Below are 23,750 nucleotides of genomic sequence, written 5' to 3'. Positions count from 1 at the left end.
AAGCTATATTAAAAGTAAAAAAGCAAAAAGGAGCGCATGCGCTCCTTTTTTAATACCTTAAAGTTAAGGATTAAGCAGGTAGTTTTTCTAGCCATATTTTTAACCAAGGCTCGGTTACTGGCCATGGTTCAAAATCTTCACATGCATCTATTTCTAGGCGGTTGCCCACAGGCTTTGCTTGTAAATCGCGTAGTAACTCGTCAAAGCTACGTCCTGCACCACAAAATGTATCGCCGTAACATCTGTCACCCATTGCAATCACACCAAATGGTTTATCTGTAAGCATTGGGAAGGTGCTATTCATTGCAAAGTACAATCCTGCCAAATTACTCGGTACATCACCTTGGCCTGTTGTGGAGGTAACAATTAAAATATGCGATGCATTTTTTATATCATCAAGTGATGCTTCAGTAATTACTGTAGCAGTATGACCCGCTTGCTCAATTGTGGCAGCAACTTCGTCGCTTAAACGCTCTGCACCGCCATTAACGCTGCCTACAAAAATACTAATATGTGCCATTAATAATCCTTTTCTTGCTCTGGCCAACCTAGCTGCTTACATATTTCAAGCATGTCTTCACCTAGTGGCGCTTTAATTGTTATTGATTCATTACTATAAGGGTGCACAAAACTAAGCTCTGTTGCAAATAACATTAAGCGTCTTAGCTCAAAATGCTCTCTAAAAAATTGATTATGCTGGTTATCACCGTGATTTACATCACCAATAATAGGCAGTGATAAGTGCTTTAAGTGTCTGCGAATTTGATGCTTGCGCCCTGTTTTTGGAAAACACTCAACCAACGAGTAACGCACTGTTGGGTACTTACCAATAGGAATAGGCAATGCAACTTGGTGCAAGCAATTAAACTGGGTTTGCGCTTCTTGCGGTGCTTTGTCTTGATCTGCAAATTTATCGGCTATTTTATCAAGTTCTTCTTTAAGCGGTTTATCTAGAAATACTGACTCTGGCGCAAAGCCGCGCACTAAGGCCAAATAGCGTTTAGCAATAGTACCTTCAATAAATAGCTGGTTCATATCGCGAGCAGCTTCAGAGCTCAGTGCAAACAGCAATACGCCCGACGTAGGTCTATCGAGCCTGTGTACTGGAAATACATGCTGCCCTAGTTGGTCGCGCAACATTTGCATGGCAAACTGGGTTTCGTGTTTATCTAAAAACGAGCGATGCACTAATAAACCTGAAGGCTTATTTATAGCCACATAGTTTTCATCTTGATACAAAATAGTCAGCTCGCCATATTCAATAGGCGCTGGACGCTCACTCATTTGGTTCTCCTAAAAAGGTATCAAGGGCGGTTAGTAATTCAATAATTTCAGCACTTCCTGCTTTATTAACAAGCGTCATTTGCGCCATAGGCGCAATAGCAAAGTTACGTGGCAATGGTTGCTTATGCGTTATTAACTGCTGTATTTTTTCAATAAATACAAATTGTAACCATTGCTCAAACGCCATTGTGTCGTGACAAAAAGGTGTGCTTGAAAGCAGTGCTTCAGCGTCTACTGGCTCACTTTGCCAAAGCGCGTGTTTTTGTAAAAGTGCCGTTAGCTGCACTAAATAAGTTTGGGTTTGCTGGTACATAACCACCCTCTTTTATATATGTAATGCAATTATACCCTGTTCCCTCATAAGCGGCTATGACGTATAATTGACGTAATTTTGCAGTAAAAACAGTTGAGAAAACAATGAGCGAACACATAGCTACATTAGGTCAGCTTTTAGATGGTGCGGGTACTCAGTGGCGTGCTTTTGATATTGGCAGGCACATAACAAAGCTTGATAAAAAACAATTTTTAGCTATTGAGCAAGCTCAAGTGCCTTACCCTTACCCACTTGCAGGGCATGCTTGGCTGGCTATTCAATTTTGGGATACTAAGGCCAGTAAAGAACCTTATGTATGGTTTTTAAAGTTTCCGCTTGATGAACAAAGTATACTAGTAAGTGCAAGTCGCGATCATTTTGCTGATATGATTATTCAAGCGCTAGGTACTGAAATCACAGGTGAGCAAGCCGATGGCAAGCTTGATAATAATCCCTATGTTTTTACGCCAAACGCAAATAAATTAGCGGCATTTAACGCTCAAGTAAAAGTACTACTAAAACAACCCGCATCACAGTATTACGAGCATGCTCAGCTTTACTTTAGCGGTAAAATTGGTTTTGATAATTGGCAAAGTGTTGCACTACAGGGTATTGCCGATTTTGCACTACGCTTAAACAACGATACAAACTTAAGTAATCTGCAAAAAGCATGGGCGCATTTACCTATTGAAGTACTGCAACCACTCAGCGCTATGCTTGAACACGTTGAAATACCAACATCAATGAGTGAGTTACTTGTTAATTACACGCAAGCTGCAATTAGTAACAACGACACAATTGCTATAACAGCAGCACTAAGATCTGTATCAAAAGGTCAAGCTCAAGGGCTATGCGCTCAATTAGTTGATACTGTATTAAGCTCACCATTGGGACAAGATTCTGATGTATTATTAACAATAGCTGGGCGCTGTTTTAAGCAATTAGAAAACCCTGAACGCTTACATGTATTTATGGATAATTGCGCGCACCATCAAAAAATTGATGAGTTATTTCCAAGTATTTTTGCTGACTTAGTTGCAATACCGACTATTCGCCCGCATTTATTAGGCTTATTACGTAAAGAAAATCGTAGCGAAACCCTCGCACGTGCAATTGGAAGGTTATTCTCTTAAATGGCAAGTTTATGGACGTTCATACTTATTGGTAGTGTAATTTACTTATTTTGGCTTAATCGAAAGGTTGCTGAAGCGGCGAATGTTCATGCTAAACGCCAAAGTGAGCAGTTACAGGTGCAGTTAATGAGCGTTGCATGTGCTAAACGCCGCTTTGGTTTTTTAAAGAGCGGCAAGCCAGGCATCAAAAGCGAATTTATATTTGAATTTTCAAGCGATGGTGAAAATGCTTATCAAGGTGTGTTAATTATGGAAAATGAGTTTTTGAAAAGTGTGGTTGTTCCGCCGCATAAAATATAAAGCTTATACCTTAAGGGAGTTTGTTTTGATTTAGTAAAAATTAATTCAATACAAAAAACTAAGGCGTAACTAAAGTTACGCCCCAATTGGACTGCATCCTGCTAGATATCCATTATCTTAAATCCGTATTATCATCCCCTGAACGAGTAAACAACCTTGTTTACCCTCACATTGCATCCTGCAATATCCATGGCCACCTTGGCAAACCCACGAAATCTATCGTTTGGCTACATACCGTAGCATCATCCCTGGTAATCCTTTTAAGTAGCTCCTGCCACTTTTTGCATCCTGCAATGTCCACTTGCCATCTTGGCCGCCCTACGTAAACTAACGCTCCTGCTACTTCCTGTAGCGTCATCCGTGATTATCCTAAAGTAACTCCTAGTTACTAAGTGCTTCATGCACTTCCTTATTCTTCCTTGTATCCGTTTTAACTTGTCCTTTATGCTTCCTGCTAGCGTCTGCTATGTTGCCTATTCCGTATCCTTGGTAGTAACTCAATCATTGAGCTATGTCGTCTTGACAAAGTGAAGTTTAAAGCAATTGGGGGGGAGTAATAGGACTTAACATTAAATAAATAAACGTCACAAAAATGAAAAATTAAAATAAACAATAAATAACAACAACTTAAACTTAAAAAGGCTACTTACTAGTAGCCTTTAACTGACAATGCTCACGGCAATGTAAGATATATCTCACGGTCTTATGTCCGTTTGGGCGCATTGGCTTACATCATAATTTTAAAGAGTTGGCTCAATTATTGATTTAAACAGTAACTCACCCTCTACTTGATTAAAAGTAAGGTGCTTAAATGACTCAAACTTTTCAGTTTTAAAAAACTCAGTGTGTTCTTTTCGCGTTACAAATACAGCCATCCCCGTTGACTCCGCATTACATTTAACTAAATCATCAAGCCCCCTTAATAAGTAACGACCAAACCCTTGTCCATGAAAATGCGGATCTACGGCAATAAAAGCTAAAAAGTAGTAATTGCCTTTCTCTTTAAGGGCATCTCTAATTGTTTGTTCTTTGTCTATTAACTGATTTGTTTGTAAATAGCCCGCACTAAGCATCAACTTTAAACGCCAGTGCCAATAACGCTGCGCTTGAAGCTGGCTATTAGATTCAAATACACAGGCTACTGCTTTTAATTTATCGTTACGGTATAAACCAATTAATGGCTGTTTTTCTTGCCAAAAGCTACTAAGTTCTTCGCGAATTAATGATCGTAATTTTTTTTCGTAAACTGATTTATTTTCGTCATTGTAGCTAAGCATTTTTTGTAATACAGGATCGTCATGATATGCCTGATAAATTAGGCTTGCTGCAGTGCTAATATCTTCTGCGGCTAAATACTGTACGCTGAACATATCAGCAGGCGTGGTTACACTCATTGTATTTCCTTGATTATTTTAGCTATAGGCTATTTAACTATATACCTAAAATTATTAACCGTAAATTCAGCGAGAGTTTAACTAGCTAGTAGTACAGTTAATCCCTAGTATGGGCTTTTAATCATTTAAGGAGCAATATCATGGATACGACTAAACACGACATCAATACACTATTTGCACAGCTTGGATTACCCAATTCAGACGATCAAATAGATACATTTATTGCCTCACATGAATTAGAAGACACAACACTACTCCAAGAAGCGCCTTTTTGGGATGAAGCGCAACAGCACTTTTTAGCTGAATCGCTTGCTGAGGATGGTGATTGGAGTGAAGTAATTGACGAATTAGACGTACGCCTTCGTCAAAGTAAGTAACTTTATTTAATGTACCCTCCCTTATTTATTGCTAACATAGCATCTGCGCAGCATTTATATGCTGCGTATTTATTTTATTAAAGAGTTATATATCTAATGAATTCAGTTGTATTTGATGCAATCAAAGCCCTTCTCGATGAAGGCAAAACCCCTACTGTAGCACTAACTAAAAGCCGTTTGGCACAACCGGTTCCTATGCCGATGATTATTGCAGCAGTAAGCCAATATAAAAATAACCCTGATTCAATTAATAACTTCATGAGAAACCCACAGCAGTCAGATAATACTGAGCTTAAAACGAGTCAATTAGATAGAATTGAGCAAAAGCTCGATAAACTTCTTGCGCTGCTAGAACAAAAATAATTTGAGACTATAAATGTTCGTTGTTGATTTAACTTTTGATTGCTACCAAGACACCACCTTAGAACAAGCCGAACAGGCAATAAACCGCTTAGTAAATGCACTGCGTTTTAATGGTCAAATAATGGGTGAAGAATTTCCAACCGTTTTAAAAGACGGCTTTTTTATTACCCGTGTTATGTGCCCGACCGAAGATGCAATGCACCCGCTAAATAACAGCCCGTTTGTTAAGCACAGTATCGAAAAGTTACATAGTGCTGGATTACTTGCGCCAAAAGTAAAAGTGATTGGACAAGATATACATTCCAACGGGGCTGATTGCTGTAAAGAGCCATCGAGTTATATTTTATACACAACCTATGTGCATACGTGTAGCCCGCTTTACTGTGGTGATGACTTTTTGCCTGTGCCGCTATTTCGTATTCCAGCAATTGCTAATGGCGACTACAAAACACTGATTAAATGGCAAGAAGATTGGCAAGCCTGCGATCAAATTCAAATTAACGGCGCAACCCGTTGTGAATTTCCGGCACTTGAAGAAATATCGAGTATTAAAAGCGATTTATATAGACGCGGAAAAGACATAACAAAGCGAATTAGTTTTTTAACCAAAAAACCAACTTACTATTACTTATACCGTGTAGGCGGCGTAGATAAAGCGTCTGAACTTGAACGAAAATGCCCTAGCTGCAATGGCGATTGGAAATTACCTGAATCGTGGTTTGGGTTATTCGACTTTAGATGTGAGCCATGTGGCTTAGTGTCTAATATATCGTGGGATTTTCAGTAACCATTGGGGCGTGTTGACCTTTGTGGATTGAAATTTGTTCAATCTAGAGACGATTTAATCGCGGCGCGAGGTTTGTAACCTAGTGGGCTAAGTAAAAACCGAGCAACAAAGAGTAAATCGTCCCTAGAAAGAACCCAAAGGGCAGCGCATGTTTGGCATTTATGCTTCGTTATCGCCTATTTATGGGGAATAACCACACTACATAGGCTCTGCCTTGCCTAAAAACCAAACATACAGCTGCAAAATCAATCACGAAAGGTCAACACGCCCTAGTAATGAGCGCTTAAAATCAGCTTAGTGATAGCGCTAAGCTGATTTATTAAATGCGTTTTAAACCTCTAATGCCTTTAAAAAAGCATTAATGTTGGGAGCAAGTACATGGTGTGTGTTTTTGCCTACATGCTCTAAACATACTTCTCCAGAGTGCACCAATACACTTACTAGTAAATCATCTTTATCTGTTAACCCAATAAATACCGTTTCTGGCTGCTTGAGCTTGCGTTTCATTAAAACGTGACCCGTTATATTTTGTTGCAGCATGTCAAAGTCGTCACTATTCCACGCCTGTAGTAATTCAACTTGATGCCCATCAATCACAGCTAAAATACTTCCACCGTACATATGCCCATATAACTCGCTAAGCTCTTTTGGAAATTCAAGCTCAAGTGCATTGGCTAAATCACTCAGTGAACCTGCTGGTTGCTGGTGCGCCCCCTGCCATTGAATGTTTCCTTGCTCGTCAACCTTGCCAACTTCTGATGGGCTTGGCCATTGCTCGTCGTGCGCTATAAGTGGGTACTTTGCGGTGTTTTTAAGGGTCTTTTCGCTAAATTTTTGATGAAGTTGTTCTATAAGCAATGCAACAGACATACTGTGAAACTCATTTAAATTAGATATAATGTCCCTATTGTAACTATTTAAGAGCAAACATGACAGATTACAGCAATTCTCCAGACCTTAAAGGTAGCGTATTAGGCAAATCTACTGAGTATGTAGATGTGTACACGCCAAGCTTGCTTTTCCCTATTGCGCGCAAACTAAATCGTGATGCTTTAAATATTGACGAAGCAGAGCTGCCATTTAAAGGCCAAGATATTTGGACTGGTTACGAGCTTTCATGGCTAAACAATAAGGGTAAACCGCAAGTTGCCGTGGCCTTATTTACCTTTGAATGCCAAAGCAGCCATATTATTGAGTCAAAGTCGTTTAAACTTTATTTAAATAGCTTTAATCAAACCCGATTTGAAAGCATTGATGTAGTAAAACAGCATCTAATTGATGATTTATCAAACGCGGTTAACAGCTCTGTCAAAGTGACTTTATACAATCCTGATGATTACAATTGCTTACCGTGTACGGCGCTGCCAGGTGAATGTATTGATGATTTAGATATTGAGATTAGTAATTACGATATTGATGCTAATTCACTTAAAGCAAAAAGTGATGACGTAGTAACAGAAACGCTCTACAGCCATTTACTTAAATCGAACTGTTTAATTACCTCCCAGCCTGATTGGGCAAGTGTGATTATACGGTACACTGGCGAGCAAATATGTCGCGAGTCGTTACTGCGTTATTTAATTTCGTTCAGAACGCATAACGAATTTCATGAGCAATGTGTTGAGCGTATTTATAGCGATTTAACAACACAACTTAATATTAAAGAGTTAGAGGTTTACGCGCGTTATACTCGTCGCGGTGGGCTTGATATAAACCCGTATCGCTCTACGCATTATAACGATACACCATTTGCAGTTAAAATTAATCGTCAGTAGATTATTTTAAACTGGAATATAAGTATTGAAAAAGGAGCCTAGGCTCCTTTTCTATTTGTATATTTAATTAATACCAATTCGCTTAATTAAGTGAGCTATTTTGAGGCTGGGAAAACGTGTTGATAGCTAGGCAAAAAATTCGCTATTTAGTTGTTCTCGGCAATTGCTCCTGCATTGCTCTACCTTCTGCATCCATGCAGTCGTAAATGAGAATCTTTTAACGCAGGTAGCGACACGTTTAGCCCCGTAAAATGATTAAGTATTATTGCGGATTGGTATAACTTCGCGCTTAGTGGGTATGGGCATACCACACACATCAACGTAATTATGTGCTTTAACAAACCAGGGCTCATTACGGTTTTTACGAGCACTGATTAAGTTTTTAAACACCGGTGAGTTTGTTTTCATCACTTTAAATATACTTTTATCGCTTTGTACATCGCCAAGCACCTGTATATTGGTAATTGGGTTAAATGCCTTACCTTCAGTTGGTGTGCGCGCTAAACGGTTAAAATGCTCTATACCCTCTAACACTCGACCAAACACCGTAATGTTTTTATCAAGGTAGCGCGGGCCTTGCCCTATCGTTACAAAAAACTCCGTGCTCGCACTATTTATATCGTTATCGCGCGCCATGGCAAACACACCACTACAATGCACTTGCCATGTTTGTGTATGTGCTGAGTTTTGAGCTACTGCAAAGCCGTTTAAAAAGCCGGTAACTGGCGCATATCCGTCACCATTTAACTCAGTAATTAAAAGGGGTTTGTTTGTTGTTAAATAAAACTCAGCTGGAACTGTTTTATCTGCAGTTTTAATTAACTTTTTACCCGAACTGTCGCCACCTTGAGCCACAAAACCTTCAACAAATCGATACACACTAGTATTTTTATAAAACCCTTCTCGCGCTAACTTTTTAATGTTTTGAACGTGCTTTGGGGCAAGCTGTTCATTAAGCTCAATGTACGCATCGCCCGTTGGCAGCGTTATCTTTAAAATATTTTTAGCGTTCACTACTCGCCAATCATTATCTGTTGCACTAGCAATTACCTCACTAGCGCTCATTAAAGGTAGCTCTTGATTAGCAACATCATTGCTGAGTTGCTGAGCACACCCGCTTAATAAAACACCAAGCAGAGCTGGCAATATAGTTTTTTTCATCGCCTATATCCTTATAATTCTTATGGTTTTGGTTATTCCCAATCAAACTTATATAGCACATCAACATTTTGATATAGCCCGCTCGTTATTTCTATGTATAACTGTGAAAGTAACTGATAACGCACAGCCACTTCACTGAGCGAATCAAATACACCCACGCTATATTTAACTTGTAAGCTGGGTGCTACGTAACCTGATATTTCTACTTTGGTGCTATCACCACTACCTGATGAGCTTAAACTTACATCTGACAACCCAAAGGTTTCACCTACCTTAGAAACAACCCCTTCGCTGCGGCTAACACCTTGAGAGAGTAATAACTGCGTAAGCATAGCATCGCTTGACGAACTTTCTCCATCTCCCAAAGGTTGGCCATTAAGTAAATATGCAAGTGCTTGTGCTTGATCCATCGCAGGCTCAGAAAATATTTTGAGAGTTGGTTGTTCAACATTACCCGTAAGCGTAACTCCTGCAATGACACCATTTGCAGTCGTATCGGGGTTACGTATTGCTTTAATATTTAAAAATGGTTGTTCAATTGAACCGCTAAAACCTACTTGCCCAGTACTGATTATTAAATCTTGCCCAAAGGCTAAGTAAGTACCTTCAATTAAGTTAAGCTCACCTGTGGCTATAATTGGCGCACCTTGACTCATTTTTATCGCTAAATCACCCACAACTTTTGACTCCAAGCCAAACGACTCTACTTTTACATCGTTTTTAACAATCACTTTTAAATTTATGTCGTAATCAAACGGGACTTTTTCGGTAGCTTCAGTTTTTTGATCAACAATAATTTCATCATCACTAACTTGCACTGCGCCCTCAGGGAGCTCTTCAATCATTATACGACCGTAAGGCACAACTACCTCACCAGCAAGCTTGAGTGCATTATTAGCCAAGCCTATTTTTAAATCCGGCGATACTTTAAAAGTAACCCCTTGCTGCGCGCGTACATAAAACTGCTCGCCAACTACTGCCACATTTACAGCAGGTTGCGCACCTTGCCAATCAACGTCACCGGTGAGATTTATTTTACCGCCTTGATTGTCGTTTAAGTTGCCTTTTATTGTGGCTGTTGTTTTATCAAACAATACGTTTATATTTGATTTTTGCAGCGCTATAGGTAATTGATCGCCCTCTAAACTAATATCGCTCACATTAAGCTCGCCATTTAATAATGGATCTTTTAACGTACCTGCTAACGCGACTTTTCCGCTAATATCACCTTTTAACTGCTCGAGCGTTTCAAGAAAAGGTTGTAAGTCTGAAAGGAGTATTTTATCGATATTAATGGTGCCATTAAGCGCTTGCGTATTTTGTATATCATCGATATTAATTTGTGTATTAATTTTTCCTAATACACTTGATTCTAAATTAGCTTCAAGCTTGCCAATTTGAGAATCCGAAAACGCACTAATACTTAATGTTTCGATTGGTAATTTAAAACGATCTTCTTCCGAGGTAAGTACCGCTGTTAAATCAGTAGAATCGATATTTGCGCGTAATGTTTTAAGCGCACCGCCTTGCCAATTAAGTGCAATATCGCCAGCTATATTACCGCGAGTACGAATGCTACGAGGTAGAAAATGCTTAAGCTCCTCAAGTGCTAATTTGCTTAGTTTAGCATTTAGCTGACCAAGTTCTTTTGTTTGAGCTAGCGTGTCTATACATAATTCACTTTGCTCAGATGCCCAACAATGCGCGCTTACATTAAAGTCGCTAGTTTGAGTGTTAAACATAATGGCGATATTTTTAGTGTTGCTAAAGCTTAGCTTTTTATCCCCGAGCGTTACATTACTAAGCTCGCCATTCCAGGTGGCATTATTAATTTTGCCATTAACTTCAAGCTCTATAATGCCTTGTTCTGCATCTACTGATGCCGTAAGTTGATGATCTGTTTTATCGCCGCTGGCATCAATTTTAACACTATTAATTTGTTGGTCAGCCACAAGCGCCGAACCAACACTCACAGATACATCGGTTTGCCAATCGGCAGCGGTATCTAACTGCCCTTTTACTGATAATTTATCAATGTTTATTTCATCAAAAATAAAGCGATCTAGCATTAACGCTAAATCAACTGAAGGCGTTAATCGCTCGCCTCTCACTTTTAAATCTGCAAAGCCATCTGCAGTAAATGGAATATTAGCTTTTTCATCACTTTTTAGCGTTACTTTGCCATCAACCTGCCAAATGTCGTCAACTTGCCCACTTAGCGCTAACTTGTTGGTGCCACTACTTAAATAAAAGCTATCAATGTTCGCTTTTAACGTGTTGTCTAGCTTAAAGTTAGAAGCAAACTCTAGTGGTACATCGTTAAGTAATCCGTTTAGCTTTGTATTATTCATTTGTAGCTGCCACGCATCAGCTGCAGCATTAAACGAGCCTTCAAACTGCCCTGAAATATCACTTGTTGCAGCGTCAGTTAAATACTGCGCTTTTAAATTAGCAAGCGTGCCATTAAAGTTAGCCTTTATGCCTTGTTGCCAATCAACATTGGCTTTAATCACTGCGCTGCTCTCATTCGCTTTTATACTAAGCGCTTCAAGCGTTGCTTTTGTAAGACTTCCTCTTAGCTGTGTATTTAAATCTACAGCTGGGTACGCGCCTAATTGACTATTTGCCAGCAGTGTAAGCTGATAGTCGTCGGCATTACCTTTAGCATTAAGGCTAACATTTTTAACCTTCAGCTCATTACTTTGCGCATCAATAAGCCACTGCTTAATTTTGCCATTTAACTCAAACGGATAGTTTTTTTGCTTTAAATTTGCCGTTGCCGTTAAACTAAGTGGATATTGCCCCTGCGTTTCTAAATTTAGGTTTAGGTTTGATAAGTCGCCATCTAGCTCCAAGTTAGCTTGATGTTCATCACTTTGTAAAACCACACTCCCTTTTAAAGGTAATTCTCCTGCAAGCTCAGCGTTAAGATGCGTATTAAGGTGCCACTGATCATACTTTGCTGAGAATGACTCTAAATTAATAACCGCATCTTCTACACTTAATTGCAGTGAGATGTTTTCAATAACATGCTGCGCTTCGTCTTGTTCTATCGTAATGTTAGCTATTTCAAAGTCTTCAACAACTAAATCAAGTGGCGAAGTAAATTCTATATTAGGCAATGCAGGTAGGTGTGTTAAAGGCGCTTGAGTATTTTGCGCCGTTTGTGTTTTCGCATCTTGCTCTTTTAAGGCAACAAGTATGGTGGGAATATTCAGGCTTTTAACCGTCAGCTTTGAACCCTCTGCTTTTGCTGAGAGTTTAAAGTTATCCACACTTACGTTTGCACTTGGGTGCTCTAGAATAAATTTGTTTATCGCAATGTTTTTTACAGCAATATTAAAAGGTAAGCTAACTTTTTCAAGTGGTTCTGCAGCGGCTTCTTCTTGTGACTCTGCAGTTTTTGGTAATGTTAAATTTATAGATTTAGCACTTAAGTTATCTATACAAATTCCATCGCACTGCCACCAAAACAAATCAATTTTCAATTGTTGTGCATTAAAGTCCAATCCGTTGTTAGTAAAGCGCACATTAAAGGCATCATTATAAATAAAGCGGCCATTTTTAATTTCAATATGTAGTCCATCAACCGCTTTGTTAGCACTATAAGCAATAAATTGATTACCGGGTGCGGTAAATAACAAACAAAATAGTGCAACAACTAACGTGACAAAAATAGCACTTACGGCGGCTGTTATCTTTTTTAATACTGACATTAAATTTCTGGCCCTATGGTAATACTTAAACGTGTGCTTTTACTTTCTTTTGTTAATCCCCAAGCGTGGTCTATGCGCACTGGGCCAACGGGTGTTAAATAGCGAAAACCAAAACCAGCGCCTACTTCAAAATCATCAGAAAAATCATTAGTCGCAGTACCACCATCAACAAATAAAGCTGCTCGCCAGTTTTTAGCAAACTGGTAGTTATATTCCATCGTGCCCGATAGTAAATACTTACCACCTATTAGCTCGCCGTCGTCGTTCTCGGGCGATATTGATTGGTACGCAAAACCACGAACACTTTGGTCACCACCTGCGTAAAACCGAAGTGAAAATGGCACGTTATTAATATCATCAACAAGCATTGCTCCCACATTCGCTTTTAAAAACACCAAGTGGCGGTCAAAATAAGTGCGTAGCCATGCATGTTGCATTTGCACCCTAATCAGATTAGTACTCGAAAGCACGTCATCTAAGCCAAACTCAGCAGATATAAGCCACTGCTCTCCCCAATAGGGAGTGGTGCCGCCTTTTGACTTTTTACGTGCATAGCTAATGCCGGGCATTAACATTTCGGTACTTTCTTCTGGCTCATCACCAATGCGGTAGGTTTCTTGGTCACGGCGTAAAAAGGCTGTGCGCACCCACTTATTTTCAGTGAGCCATTGGCGCTGAACTTGCCCAGTTAATATTTCACTGTAAGTGTCGTTTGTTAGCTCATCTTCTAATTTATAACCGACAGAAAAACGCCATAAATCATCATTAGGATCATCAACCGGAATTGTATAGGCCATGGAAATATCTTGCTGTTTTTGTGCCACATTTAAATTAGTTTCGAGGTAATGGCCGTCTTCTGTGATCCACGGTTTACTCCATTTAAAACGTACTTTGGGTCCTAAGTCAGTACTAAAACCACCGCCAATTTCATAACTGTTAGCGGGCTTGGGTAATACTTCAACTTTAATCGGTACTTGGCTATTTTTGCGTGCAGCAATATCGGCGTAAACACGAACACTGGCAAAATAAGGTGTGCTTGATAAATCTAGATTATAGTCAGCAATATGCGTTGATTTATAAGGTTGACCTTGAGTAAAAGGAGCGATAGATCGTATATATTTTTCGGCGGGAGTATTACTCGCTATTTCTATATTGCCAAACTGATACCTAACCCCGGTATCAATTATAAAAGTAATAACAGCACTATTTTTTTTAAGCAACACTTCTAATTTGCGCGCTGGCCACTTAGCATCAAAATAACCAAGCTCTAGTAGCATTGATTCTATTTTTTTATGAGCAGAGTCATATTTACCATGATTTAAAACATCACCTTGTTTTAAGTTGGTATTTTTAATTAATGCCTGTAATTGAGTATCGCTTTGACCATCACCGTTTAGCGTAATATTAATTGCTTCTATACGAGTTGCAGGTCCTCGCTCAACTTTAACAATTAACTCACTGTCGTCTTTATCATAAATAACCTCGACGGTCGGGCTGTAATAGCCAAGTGCTTTTATACTATTTTGTACTTGTTTTTGAGCATAACGGCGAAGTGTACGGGTTGGCTTCTCGCCAATTAACTGCTTGAGGTAAAGAGCTACGTTATTTTCTAAATCGCCACTTAGTCCTTTAATTTCGTAATCTTCTATGACTTTTTCTGCCGCATAACTATTTGTCGCAATTAAAGCGCTCACAACACACATGCAACGTAAAAACTTAATAAACAAGTAAATATCCTTACTTTTAATATCTTAAATATATAATTGACGAATTAGAAGCATATTAGCATAGCCATAATGAGCAACACATTAACTTAATGGCAATCTAAGATGATAAATTATGTATTGTATTAAGGTTGATATAATTAAAATTAGTACGCGTTAAGACAATATTTTAGTTACAATAGTGCATACGAATACAAAATTAATTTTAAATGAGTTTTTAATGCAATTCCCTGATGATGATAACGGCCAACTTTTAGCCGAAATAGCCGCTGCTGGCATTGATTTAAATAAAATGCACCAAGTCGATTTTTTTATTTTATTTGAACAAGAAGCTGACGCTGAAAAATTTGCTAAAGAAATAGTATCTGATGCATTAGTTCAAAATGCTGAGCTTGAAAAATGCAAAGACACTGGCGTTTGGGAAGTAATCACTCAAGTACAAATGGTGCCAGAGCACACTCTTCTAGGCCAAGCAGAGCAATACATTGAAAGCATTGCTAATAGCTTTAATGGCTACGGTGACGGCTGGGGATTAATGGACGGTGAAGAACCTTAATTAGCTCTTGTCCTGAGTACTCTATCAGTTAAGCCTAGCGGCTTAACTGATTTGCCTTTCTAAAACCCCCTTTATAGTCAAATAGCTTATCAGCCACTTTCCAACCATACTTTTTACTTTTTCGTGCAATAACAAAATCTGGTGGCACTAATTCAAATTGTGCCTTTATTACCTGCTCTGCCGTTTTGAAGTCTATCGGTGTTTGCCCATGACTCACGCGTTTACCAAATTGTTTATTAAATATAAACTGCCCACCACTACTGGCAAGATTATATACCTCATCGCAACTTGCGCCATCTTCATCAAAATACGTTACTTTAATAAGTTCATCTTTAAGTTGAGTTACCGATAACCCACTACATCGAAGCACAAGTGCGTCTTTTAGGTTTAACGCATTACGTAACTTATCATCAGGGTCGGCCATTACAGCGCCGCAATCATGGCATTGTCGTGCAGCAATATCGTTTTGGGCACCGCACTGCTCACACTCTTTAAACCTAAAACGATAATCGCACTGCTCTTTATGACCACTATCGTCTTCTAACAACCCTTTACAACGTCTGCCAAAGTGCTCTATTACTTTTCCTGCTGAATCAGTTTTACCCCAAAATATATTCGCAAAACCACAGCCAGGACAAAGTACCTGCACAGGCTCATTATCACTATCGCCTTTTTTATCGCCCACTTCAGGGTGAAATAAATTAAAACCGTTACCAGCATAATCTATTACCAAGCAATCCGTTTTTGATTCAGATAACCTCAAGCCTCGCCCCACAATTTGTTGATACAAACTAACTGATTCTGTAGGCCTTAATATAGCAATAAAGTCGACATGCGGTGCATCAAAGCCGGTTGTTAATACCGATATATTAACTAGATACTTTAATTGCTTAGCTTTAAATTGCTTAATGATTTTATCGCGCTCAGTGTTTGGCGTATCACCTGTTATAAGTGCACTTTGATGAGCTGGTAGGTAGCTTAATATTTCCTGAGCATGCATTACTGTGGCGGCAAAAACCATAACACCTTCACGCTCTTCACTGTATTGAATTACTTGCTGTAATATAGCTTTCGTAGCGCGCTCACTGTTTTTTAAAAGCGCATTCATATCATCAGACGTATATTGCCCAAATGCATTACTATCTAAAGACGAAAAATCATAATGGCTAATCGCTGCATCAACTTCGTTTGGCGGCGTTAAATAATTATGTTTGATCATATACCTGAGCGGCAATTCAAAAATACAACTTTTAAACGGGCTTTCTTTAGTTCCTTTAACAAAGCCATGATAATGATGATGGTATATCCACCCCATTCCCAATCGATAAGGTGTTGCGGTTAAACCCAATACTTTTAACTGAGGGTTATATTCTTTTAAACTGCTTATTACTTTTCCGTACTGGCTTTTTTTATCCCCATTTACCCTGTGGCATTCGTCAATAATAAGTAATGAATAATGCTCATTTAATTTATTTAAATTACGGGACAGTGATTGCACACTGGCAAAGGTTACTTGATGGTTTAATGATTTTTCTTTTAAGCCAGCTGAAAATATACTCGCCTCTAAACCAAAACTTTTATATTTTTGAGAATTTTGCTCAACCAACTCTTTTACATGAGCAAGTACTAATACTTTTCGCTTAGCTATGCGTGCAAGCTCAGCAATAACAAGGCTTTTACCTGCACCAGTTGGTAGCACGATAACGGCAGGATCATTACTCTTTCTAAAGTGTAAAACGGTTCGTTCTACGGCTTCTTGCTGGTAAGGTCTTAGTTTATAGCTCATGGGAAAATAATTGGATTTGAATGAGGAGATTTTAGCAAATAATGGCTAGGAGTTTTAAACTTTAATTTTATTTAATAGAAGTTTGATGAAAAAAACCCTATAAAAATTATTTATAGGGTTTATCTTTTAAGAATTAAGTTAACTCATTAATTAAAATTCAACGCTTAGGTTAGCGAAGAAGCGTCTACCTATAGCATCATAAATAGCTTCGTTTCCACCGCTAGCTGAAATATACGCTGGCGGTAATTTATCCATAAGATTACGAATACCGAAACCTACACGTGTGTTATCAAATACATGATAACTTGCAGAAATATCATGCGTTATGATCGAACCTACATAACCTGGCTTAAGATCTTCTTCAATATCGCCTTCCGGAGATAGATCAAATCTAGCAGAACGGTCTATATAACGTGAGGTCCAGTTAACTACTAAATCATTGTACTTATAAACTGCAGAGAACCTAGCTTGCCACTCTGGGTCACCCACTTCACCATTTTCTACATTTACTTTATCTGGGCGATTTTGAAATTCGAAATCTTCAAGCTCAATAAGGTGATTTACGAATAGATTAAGTTTTAAGTCCCCTTCTAAAGAATAATCAGCCAAATTCATGTTGTAATCAAAATCAGCTTCAATACCACGAGTAGTTGTCGCTGCGGCATTTAAATAACCTGAGCGAACTAAAGTAACATCACGAGTGGTTGGATCACGGTCTATCTGAGAACAAAATGACTGGTCTGGTCCACCTGCAGCGTCAACACAGTTATCTGCAATGCTTTGTGTTGCAATGAACGAAATCGCATCTTCGATTTCAATATCATAGTAATCAACTGTAACCGAGAAGTTTTCAAAGAAGCTAGGAGTCCATATAACACCGGCAGTTAATGACGTTGATGTTTCAGACTCTAAGTCTGGATTACCACCACTAATAACATCTACGCTCACATTATCATTTGCTTGAAAGTCTGCAGGAATATTTAGAGCTGCACAGTTAGCTGCACGATTTGGATTATCTCCAATGTTATCTGCATCACAAGGATCTGCAACACGACCAAAACCCGGTGACTGAGGATCAAAAGCTTCAGAAATATTTGGTGCTCTCACTGCTTGTCCGTACGTACCACGTATACGAACGTCATCAATTGGGCGATACAAAACACCTACTTTCCAAGCATCCGCTGTACCAGCATGAGAGTAATCCGCTGTTCTATAAGCAGCATCAAGGCTAAGCTCTTTTGCAAAAGCGACATCAGTTAATAAAGGTAAGTTTACCTCTATAAACCCTTCTGTAACATCAAACTCACCATATGCATCTGGAGTGGCAGCATTTGTTAAAAATCCTGCTTTAGTAAACTCATCTGTTATACTTTCAGAAGTTTCTTCTCTGTATTCAAAACCTGCTGCAAAACCAACTGCACCACCTTGAAGTTCAAAAAACTCACCAGTATCAAAAGTTACACTACCACCAATAAACTCTTGTGTGATTTTATCTGTACGAGTAACGTCCGCTGAGACATAATCTTTTGCCGCGTCAGAAACTTGACCGAAACCAAATGCATTGTATGGCGTACAAGCACTAGGGTTTACACCTGCTGGATCTGTGTAGCCTTCACCTTGCAAACTTTCAACTTGACTTCTACACGCAACCTCACCCGTAGCAGGGTCTATTACAGCGTCAAGTGCAGCTGTTAAGTTACTAGGAATAAGATCATTAAGTGTTTTACGGCGGTTATCAGTTTGACCATAAACATAATAAAAATCATAGTCGAAGTCTGTTTCGCTTAAAGTGAACAACCCTTTAAATCCTGTAACAATTCGGAATAACTCACGTTTGTTATCTGCGCTTCGATTTCCAAGTTCGCCGAAGAACTTAGCCATAGATATATTGCTAGTACCTTCATTTAGTAATTTCTGACGTAGGTCTCGGTCTAAATAAGGATTATCTTCAACATTTATATTAATGTTACCGAATCGGAAAGAAGGTTGAAATTGTTGTTCAATTTCAGAACGGATAAACTTAAAATCACTATAAAATGCGTGATCATCTGTAATATTATAATTTAGAGTAGAACCAATTGTTATTTTTTCTAGTTCAGGTAATAAGTTTTCATATTCTTGAGTATTCGCACAGAATTCACAACCATCAGGAAAATTACCAAAAGCAAAGCTACCACTTGCCTCTCTAGCAGGCATAAGTTCAGCAATACCCATATCATTAAATGTATAGATGCTTCCATCGGCCCCAAATGGATTGATAACACCATTATCACTAATTCTCTCTGATAGTACATTTGGAACAGTTATTCGGTCTGGAATACCGTCATTTTCACCCGTGTTTAATGGGTTATCAACTGTGCCATAGGCATTCGCTTGGCGTAGGTCAGTACCTAACACTTGTCGAATTCTATCTTTACCAGCAAAAAATGTGATATTACCTTTACCGCCAGCAATTTCAGTACCAGCAACAATACTTAAACTATGGTTTTCTGTTCCCACTCCTTCTGTTGAATTGCCAACAGATGCGTTAAATTGCAGGCCATCAAAACTGTCTTTTAAAATAACATTCACAACACCTGAAACAGCATCAGAACCATAAATAGCAGAAGCACCACCTGTAATGATTTCAATTCTCTCAATCAAGGCAGAAGGAATTGAATTTAAATCTACTTGTGACGATCCAGGGGCTCCAGCTACATGGCGCTTACCATTAACAAGAACCAATGTTCTTGCAGCTCCTAAACGCCTTAAATCTGCAGAGCTTACACCAGCGGATGCGTTACTATCATTATTTCCGACTAACGTATCGGTAGAACCAATCGCAGGTAATTCCGCTAAAATGCTACCTAAATCAGGAGTACCAGCTTTTGCTATATCTTCTGCAGAAATAGTAACAATAGGTGCTGGTTGAGAAAGACTAGCTTTACTTATGCGTGAACCAGTTACTTGAATACGTTCTACTTTTTCAGCTCCTTCATCTGCAGCCATTGCGTTTGCAGAAAAAACAGCTGTTGATGCTGTACCGAAAGCAATCGCTAAGCGAACTGCCTTTGAAATTTTATTGTTTAACATTTGATTATCCCTAGAATACTTATTTATTATTTTGTTTTTTCAAAAGTGGGTTTACTATTCAATGTAGTACCCATCTGTACCTAGATAGTAATCCTAACCTAACCATGACGTCAACACCTTGGTAACTAATTACACGTTTAATTTACAAACACTTGTTTTTTGATACTAAAAAGTAAACAATCAAGTGCTTTCTCTCATTAACTTTAAAACCATTAATAAATCATGTTGTATTTAGCAAAGACTCTGGTTGTAATTGAGTTAGTCGGATACTGCAGCCCAATAACTGAGATAAACTGCTTATAGCTGGGTTATCAGGTATAAAGCCGTGCGCTCTTAAGCTTCTGGCTGGTAAGGTCTTAGTGTATAGCTCATGGAGGGAATAGATTTTAATAAGGGAGTTTTAGCAAATTATTGCTATGGCATTTATAATTTTATTTAATTAAATGTAAACAAAAAAGAGAAGCCGAAGCTTCTCTTAATTTAGCTTTAGGCTAAAAACTTTTCAAGCTCAACACCTTCGAACGCTTTAGGGCGGCGACCACGGCCTGTCCATTCTATAGTCTCACCATTAAGTTCCATACGGTACTTAGGCTTAACTTTAGTGCGCTTGTCAGATGCTCCATCTTGTAAATCTTCTAGCGTAAGTCCTTTTTCTTTTAAAAGATCCAAAACTTCCTGTTTCGCTTTTTGCTGCTGGGTATATTTTGAAATTGCATCATTGATAAGCTGTTGAGCTTTTTCAAGATCTGTTAATGATGCTGTTTTAATAAAAGATCGGACTTCTTTCATTTATATCTCGCTAAATTATATGATTGGATTTATTTAAATATTCTTTTTAAGTATAAGGCTATTTTTCAAAAATAACTACGGCACATAATTTATTAATGTATATAAAATTTATTCATAAAAAAACCGCGATTAAAATCGCGGTTTTTATCGTTCTTATATAAATAACAATTAGAATTTAGTAGTAAAACTCAATTGGAAGTAACGACCAGTAACATCATAAGCTTCACCAACAGTATTTACACCTGTTGCTCCACTTACAGAGCTTTGGTTTGCTACAGGAGGTTGTTTATCAAAAACATTTCTAACTGATAAAGTAACATCTGTACCATCTGCAATGTTATAAGTACCTGATAGGTCATGATATATAACAGTTGGGAATCTATTGAACTTGTCTAACGGAGCGCCCGTTGAGAAGTTTTGGTTACCTTCGATATTACTATCATTTGAGCTTGCCCAGTACTTCATGCGCCATGATACCGCAAAGTCATCGACTGCATAACCTAAGTTCAGGTTTGCTCGATTTGTAGGCGTTAATACTTCACCTCTGTAGTCAATCTCTTCACCTGACTCAATCGATGTTTCAAGGTATTCGTACAAGTGATTCCATATTAAATCAGCAGAGAATTCGCCGTAAGCAAACTCTTGTTTGTAGCTTAATTCAATATCTAATCCTTTTGTACTTAAATCATTTTCATTACTTGTACCAGAACTTACCTCTGTTAAAGCACCTCTAGTGTCGCGTATTGCACCACCACAATTTGAATCAAATTCAGATGGGCTAACACCGTAACATCGATTTAATACTGTTGTTCTACCTGTAGTCGCAATTGCATTATCTACAGCAATATCGTAGTAATCTAGAGTTAATGAGAACTCATCCGTTACTTGCCATATAGCACCAACACTAAATGAATCTGAAGTTTCTTCTTTTACTTCTTCATTACCGCCAACATAACCACCGGTACTTTGGCGTTCAATTGTTGTCAAATTAAATCCACCATCAGCAGCAACTCTGTTAGCAACTTCTGGGATAGAAAGACAGTTTGCCGCAACATTACCTGTTGATGATGCAGTAATTGAATCACAAGGGTCTGTTATACCAGCAAATGTTTCACCTCTACCACCAAATAGATCAGCAATATTTGGTGTACGAATTGCTCGTGCAGCTGATGCTCTTAGTTTTACTGTATCAGTTGGAGAATACTGAACACCTGCATTCCAAGTTGTTTGGCCACCAACAATTTCATGATCTGAGTAACGAGCGGCTAAATCTAGTTCAACATTTTCTAGTACTGGTAAAACAGTTTCTACAAAAACATCGTTAGTATAAAAACTTCCATCAGTAGGATCCGATTTATTCGTACTCGATGCACCAGTTTGAGCTAAATCACCTGGAGAATATGAACCTTTTTCAAGACGATGTTCTGCGCCTACAGCCAAACCAACCATACCACCTTCTAGTTCAATTGGTAGTTCACCAGAAAGAGTTGTAGAGAATATAAATTGTTCAACTTGACCCTGAGATTTTGCTGGTGATTTTACATACGCCACAGCTTCATCAGATAAAGTTCCTGCACCAAATAAATCTAAAGGTACACAGCCTTGTAAAACAGCTAGCTCATTTGAACACTGAACATTGCCCGCTGAGTTAGTATAAACATCAAGTGCATTAGCAGCACGTTCAACATTAATTTGGCCGCCATTTTCTTGACGTTGGTCTGTTTTACCCCAAGAAATATATGTATTTAAAAGCCAGTTGTCATTAATGTCCCAATCAATACCTGTAGCAATACGAATAGTATCACGCTCTAAGTCTGTCGAACGTGCACCAAATTCAACCATACGACGAACTAACGTAGGGATATTATCACCCGCGGTTAAGTCTGGATTATCAGCCATTAAATTTTGGCGCAACAATTCCGGCACTAAAGGGCTACCTAGCTTAATGCCACCAACGCCGCCACGTGAAGGCAGATATACGTCGTCAGTAGTAAAAGGTGTAGGCTCAGTAGTTGAGTTGTATGTTTTAGATGAATTCCAGTTTACTTCCGTGAAAGAGTGAACACTATCTGAAATATCTTGTTTAAAGTTAACTGCTGCGTATTTACGTTCAAGCGGAGTCACTAACTGTCGATAAGAAGCACGATTGAATGAATTCTCATCACCGACATAAGGTGTACCATCAGCATTATATCCGCCAACACGGCCTTGAGGTGGGTATGAAGAGTTTTGAACACCTACATATTCACCACCTTCATCATTCAAAAATATAGCTTGGTCATATTTAGAGAAATTACGGTCAGATGATTTAAGGCCTTTATCGTCATCATATCCAGCTGCAATTGTAACACTACCTGAATCCCATGTATTACCTGCCGTAAGGTTTAAAGAGTATTTTTCACGATCGGATTCATCTGAAATACCTGTTTGAGCATTAACCTCAACACCTTCAAAATCGCTACGTGTTATGATATTCACAACACCTGCAACAGCATCTGAACCATAAACTGCAGATGAAGCGCTTTTAAGAATATCAATTCGCTCAATCATTGATGCTGGAATTGCGTTTAAATCAACCGCATAACCAGTTGAAGGTGAAACACCTGATACAAAGCGACGACCGTTAACTAATACTAATGTTCTTGAAGAACCTAAATTACGTAGCGATGTTGTATTTAAGCCAACACCCGTAGTACCAAATGCACTATTTGATTGGTTTGAGCCAGCAATAGTAACTGGTGACTGATTCAATACATCGGCTACATTCAATGCGCCCATTTGAATAATATCGCTTCGGCCAATTGATGTAATTGGTACAGTTGTTTCAATATCAGTTCGCTTTATGCGTGAACCGGTAACTTGAATACGCTCTACTTTTTCAACGCCTTCATCAGCAGCCATCGAGTTTGCAGAAAAGACAGCTGTAGATGCTGCACCAAAAGCAATCGCTAAGCGAACAGCTTTTGAAACTTGATTATTTAACATTGGATTCTCCCTAGAATACTATTTTAATTATTTTACTTTCTACCTGGTCTGTAATTAATCACAGTACCTATTTCGATTTGAATAGTAGTCCCAACCCAACCAAAAGGTCAACACTTGGCTAACTAAAAAAATGCCTTTAGTTACAACAAGTTAAAGTAACACAAAATAAACACGGTGCAAAAATAACATTAATGTAATTTTTGCACCTATTGATTTTTGGAATGAATGTTTAGAA

General features: G+C 38.5%; 19 protein-coding genes. 7 read left to right on the top strand and 12 right to left on the bottom strand.

Annotated elements, in window-relative coordinates; translation table 11 throughout:
- Positions 1-70: 70 nt before the first annotated feature.
- The 3 genes from GQR55_RS08755 to GQR55_RS08745 are packed head-to-tail and all read right to left on the bottom strand — an operon-like array spanning position 71 to position 1,597.
- Complete coding sequence (locus tag GQR55_RS08755) at positions 71-520, bottom strand: flavodoxin (RefSeq protein ID WP_166420282.1); 450 nt, start codon at positions 518-520, stop codon at positions 71-73.
- The gene (gene truC, locus GQR55_RS08750; protein WP_024593675.1) at positions 520-1,284 is read right to left on the bottom strand and encodes a tRNA pseudouridine(65) synthase TruC; all 765 of its coding nucleotides are present in this window, start codon (positions 1,282-1,284) and stop codon (positions 520-522) included. The genes GQR55_RS08755 and truC overlap by 1 nt, the downstream gene beginning before the upstream one ends.
- Positions 1,277-1,597 (bottom strand): YqcC family protein, encoded by a 321-nt coding sequence (locus GQR55_RS08745; protein ID WP_166420281.1) that lies wholly within the window; start codon positions 1,595-1,597, stop codon positions 1,277-1,279. The genes truC and GQR55_RS08745 overlap by 8 nt, the downstream gene beginning before the upstream one ends.
- 104 nt (positions 1,598-1,701) lie before the next feature.
- On the opposite strand from GQR55_RS08745, the gene GQR55_RS08740 reads away from it, so the two are divergent.
- Entirely contained in the window at positions 1,702-2,730 is a 1,029-nt protein-coding gene (locus GQR55_RS08740) for a DUF3549 family protein (RefSeq protein ID WP_166420280.1), read from the top strand.
- Positions 2,731-3,030: a DUF3301 domain-containing protein gene (locus GQR55_RS08735; protein ID WP_166420279.1), complete on the top strand. Its 300-nt coding sequence runs from the start codon at positions 2,731-2,733 to the stop codon at positions 3,028-3,030.
- Between the two features lie 740 nt (positions 3,031-3,770).
- Here the strand turns inward: GQR55_RS08735 and GQR55_RS08730 are convergent.
- Entirely contained in the window at positions 3,771-4,424 is a 654-nt protein-coding gene (locus GQR55_RS08730) for a GNAT family N-acetyltransferase (RefSeq protein ID WP_166420278.1), read from the bottom strand.
- A 140-nt stretch (positions 4,425-4,564) separates the two neighbouring features.
- Here GQR55_RS08730 and GQR55_RS08725 point away from each other — a divergent pair, with 140 nt between their 5' ends.
- The 3 genes from GQR55_RS08725 (at position 4,565) to GQR55_RS08715 (ending at position 5,951) form a co-directional block, all read left to right on the top strand.
- Complete coding sequence (locus GQR55_RS08725) at positions 4,565-4,801, top strand: DUF2789 domain-containing protein (RefSeq protein ID WP_166379253.1); 237 nt, start codon at positions 4,565-4,567, stop codon at positions 4,799-4,801.
- Positions 4,802-4,897: 96 nt separating this feature from the next.
- Entirely contained in the window at positions 4,898-5,164 is a 267-nt protein-coding gene (locus tag GQR55_RS08720; protein ID WP_007378199.1) for a hypothetical protein, read from the top strand.
- 13 nt (positions 5,165-5,177) lie between these two features.
- Positions 5,178-5,951: a Zn-ribbon-containing protein gene (locus GQR55_RS08715; protein WP_024599765.1), complete on the top strand. Its 774-nt coding sequence runs from the start codon at positions 5,178-5,180 to the stop codon at positions 5,949-5,951.
- Positions 5,952-6,281: 330 nt separating this feature from the next.
- On the opposite strand, the gene syd is transcribed toward GQR55_RS08715, so the two are convergent.
- Positions 6,282-6,821, bottom strand: a complete 540-nt coding sequence (gene syd / locus GQR55_RS08710; protein ID WP_166420277.1) for a SecY-interacting protein — start codon at positions 6,819-6,821, stop codon at positions 6,282-6,284.
- A gap of 59 nt (positions 6,822-6,880) precedes the next feature.
- Between syd and queF the strand changes: the two genes are divergently transcribed.
- Positions 6,881-7,726, top strand: a complete 846-nt coding sequence (gene queF, locus GQR55_RS08705; RefSeq protein WP_166420276.1) for an NADPH-dependent 7-cyano-7-deazaguanine reductase QueF — start codon at positions 6,881-6,883, stop codon at positions 7,724-7,726.
- A 255-nt stretch (positions 7,727-7,981) separates the two neighbouring features.
- Here queF and GQR55_RS08700 read toward each other — a convergent pair whose 3' ends face one another.
- Genes GQR55_RS08700 through GQR55_RS08690 form a run of 3 tightly spaced genes read right to left on the bottom strand, consistent with a single transcriptional unit; the run spans position 7,982 to position 14,330 of the window.
- Positions 7,982-8,887: a peptidylprolyl isomerase gene (locus GQR55_RS08700; RefSeq protein ID WP_166420275.1), complete on the bottom strand. Its 906-nt coding sequence runs from the start codon at positions 8,885-8,887 to the stop codon at positions 7,982-7,984.
- A 32-nt stretch (positions 8,888-8,919) separates the two neighbouring features.
- Positions 8,920-12,603 (bottom strand): translocation/assembly module TamB domain-containing protein, encoded by a 3,684-nt coding sequence (locus tag GQR55_RS08695; protein ID WP_166420274.1) that lies wholly within the window; start codon positions 12,601-12,603, stop codon positions 8,920-8,922.
- A complete protein-coding gene (locus GQR55_RS08690; RefSeq protein ID WP_166420273.1) occupies positions 12,603-14,330 on the bottom strand; it encodes an autotransporter assembly complex family protein in 1,728 nt (575 codons plus the stop codon). The genes GQR55_RS08695 and GQR55_RS08690 overlap by 1 nt, the downstream gene beginning before the upstream one ends.
- 217 nt (positions 14,331-14,547) lie before the next feature.
- Here GQR55_RS08690 and GQR55_RS08685 point away from each other — a divergent pair, with 217 nt between their 5' ends.
- Positions 14,548-14,883 (top strand): ribonuclease E inhibitor RraB, encoded by a 336-nt coding sequence (locus GQR55_RS08685; RefSeq protein WP_166420272.1) that lies wholly within the window; start codon positions 14,548-14,550, stop codon positions 14,881-14,883.
- Between the two features lie 34 nt (positions 14,884-14,917).
- Here GQR55_RS08685 and GQR55_RS08680 read toward each other — a convergent pair whose 3' ends face one another.
- The 4 genes from GQR55_RS08680 to GQR55_RS08665 all read right to left on the bottom strand — a co-directional run bounded on the left by GQR55_RS08680 (position 14,918) and on the right by GQR55_RS08665 (position 23,515).
- On the bottom strand, positions 14,918-16,669 hold the full coding sequence (locus GQR55_RS08680; RefSeq protein ID WP_166420271.1) for a DEAD/DEAH box helicase: 1,752 nt from the start codon (positions 16,667-16,669) through the stop codon (positions 14,918-14,920).
- 150 nt (positions 16,670-16,819) lie between these two features.
- The gene (locus tag GQR55_RS08675) at positions 16,820-19,741 is read right to left on the bottom strand and encodes a TonB-dependent receptor (RefSeq protein WP_166420270.1); all 2,922 of its coding nucleotides are present in this window, start codon (positions 19,739-19,741) and stop codon (positions 16,820-16,822) included.
- A 486-nt stretch (positions 19,742-20,227) separates the two neighbouring features.
- Positions 20,228-20,530, bottom strand: coding sequence for an H-NS histone family protein (locus GQR55_RS08670; RefSeq protein WP_007586043.1), 303 nt, complete (start codon positions 20,528-20,530; stop codon positions 20,228-20,230).
- 168 nt (positions 20,531-20,698) lie between these two features.
- On the bottom strand, positions 20,699-23,515 hold the full coding sequence (locus GQR55_RS08665; RefSeq protein ID WP_166420269.1) for a TonB-dependent receptor: 2,817 nt from the start codon (positions 23,513-23,515) through the stop codon (positions 20,699-20,701).
- Positions 23,516-23,750: the final 235 nt, after the last annotated feature.

The organism is Pseudoalteromonas sp. Z1A8 (assembly GCF_011378855.1).
Lineage (GTDB): Bacteria > Pseudomonadota > Gammaproteobacteria > Enterobacterales > Alteromonadaceae > Pseudoalteromonas.
Note: the sequence above shows the minus strand (reverse complement) of the source record. Positions and strands in the feature narration are given on the sequence as shown.

Coding starts and splice junctions, on each gene's coding strand:
- GQR55_RS08755 (WP_166420282.1), bottom strand. CDS start 520: ATGGCACATATTAGTATTTTTGTAGGCAGCGTTAATGGCGGTGCAGAG.
- truC (WP_024593675.1), bottom strand. CDS start 1,284: ATGAGTGAGCGTCCAGCGCCTATTGAATATGGCGAGCTGACTATTTTG.
- GQR55_RS08745 (WP_166420281.1), bottom strand. CDS start 1,597: ATGTACCAGCAAACCCAAACTTATTTAGTGCAGCTAACGGCACTTTTA.
- GQR55_RS08740 (WP_166420280.1), top strand. CDS start 1,702: ATGAGCGAACACATAGCTACATTAGGTCAGCTTTTAGATGGTGCGGGT.
- GQR55_RS08735 (WP_166420279.1), top strand. CDS start 2,731: ATGGCAAGTTTATGGACGTTCATACTTATTGGTAGTGTAATTTACTTA.
- GQR55_RS08730 (WP_166420278.1), bottom strand. CDS start 4,424: ATGAGTGTAACCACGCCTGCTGATATGTTCAGCGTACAGTATTTAGCC.
- GQR55_RS08725 (WP_166379253.1), top strand. CDS start 4,565: ATGGATACGACTAAACACGACATCAATACACTATTTGCACAGCTTGGA.
- GQR55_RS08720 (WP_007378199.1), top strand. CDS start 4,898: ATGAATTCAGTTGTATTTGATGCAATCAAAGCCCTTCTCGATGAAGGC.
- GQR55_RS08715 (WP_024599765.1), top strand. CDS start 5,178: ATGTTCGTTGTTGATTTAACTTTTGATTGCTACCAAGACACCACCTTA.
- syd (WP_166420277.1), bottom strand. CDS start 6,821: ATGTCTGTTGCATTGCTTATAGAACAACTTCATCAAAAATTTAGCGAA.
- queF (WP_166420276.1), top strand. CDS start 6,881: ATGACAGATTACAGCAATTCTCCAGACCTTAAAGGTAGCGTATTAGGC.
- GQR55_RS08700 (WP_166420275.1), bottom strand. CDS start 8,887: ATGAAAAAAACTATATTGCCAGCTCTGCTTGGTGTTTTATTAAGCGGG.
- GQR55_RS08695 (WP_166420274.1), bottom strand. CDS start 12,603: ATGTCAGTATTAAAAAAGATAACAGCCGCCGTAAGTGCTATTTTTGTC.
- GQR55_RS08685 (WP_166420272.1), top strand. CDS start 14,548: ATGCAATTCCCTGATGATGATAACGGCCAACTTTTAGCCGAAATAGCC.
- GQR55_RS08680 (WP_166420271.1), bottom strand. CDS start 16,669: ATGAGCTATAAACTAAGACCTTACCAGCAAGAAGCCGTAGAACGAACC.
- GQR55_RS08675 (WP_166420270.1), bottom strand. CDS start 19,741: ATGTTAAACAATAAAATTTCAAAGGCAGTTCGCTTAGCGATTGCTTTC.
- GQR55_RS08670 (WP_007586043.1), bottom strand. CDS start 20,530: ATGAAAGAAGTCCGATCTTTTATTAAAACAGCATCATTAACAGATCTT.
- GQR55_RS08665 (WP_166420269.1), bottom strand. CDS start 23,515: ATGTTAAATAATCAAGTTTCAAAAGCTGTTCGCTTAGCGATTGCTTTT.